1 protein-coding gene is annotated in these 625 nt (G+C 61.8%); it reads right to left on the reverse strand.

Annotated features, from left to right (window positions below; translation table 11 throughout):
• Positions 1–625: IS66 family transposase (tnpC, locus tag ACTJLC_RS31800; RefSeq protein ID WP_440846430.1), on the reverse strand; the 625-nt coding region annotated here is incomplete at both ends.

The raw sequence follows: 625 nt of genomic DNA on the forward strand, positions 1-625 counted from the left end.
TAGCCGTCCGTCATCAACACCGCGCCGGGCTTGATGCCAGCATAGAGCGCCGCGGCTTGTGCCGCGCTGCGCGTCGAGCTGTAACTGAACAATCGAACCGGTGGGCCGGTGCCGCTCATCTGTGCCCACATGTAGCTCTTGCGTTGTGCGGCACGGCCTGGCTCTTTCAGCACCTGCACCGTTGTCTCATCGCCGTAGACGATGTCGGCCTCAAGCAAGTGATCGCGCATCAAGTTGATGAGCGGCTGCACTGCGGTACCGACGCGCACCACGCTGGCTGCCAGCGTGCCACGCGAGAGATCGCCGCCGAAACGGTGTAGCAACGCGGCGATTCGATACAGCGGCAGAGCGTCAGCGAACTTGCTCACGACTACCCATGCAAGCGCCGATTCAGTGAGTAACCCCTTCGGAATGATGCGAGCCGGCGCCGGCGTCACCTTGATGCCGAGGTCGCAGCAAGGACACGCGTATTTGATTCGTTGGTGCTGAATGACGCGAACCTGCTGCGGCACGATATCGAGCTGCTCACTGATCTCGGCGCCGATCTCGACGAGCGCATGCCCGTCGTGTGCACAAACGCGTTCTGATTCCGGCAATTCATGACGCACAACCTCGCGAGGCAGCA

The organism is Paraburkholderia sp. 22099 (genome assembly GCF_052045835.1).
GTDB classification, from domain to species: domain Bacteria; phylum Pseudomonadota; class Gammaproteobacteria; order Burkholderiales; family Burkholderiaceae; genus Paraburkholderia; species Paraburkholderia terricola.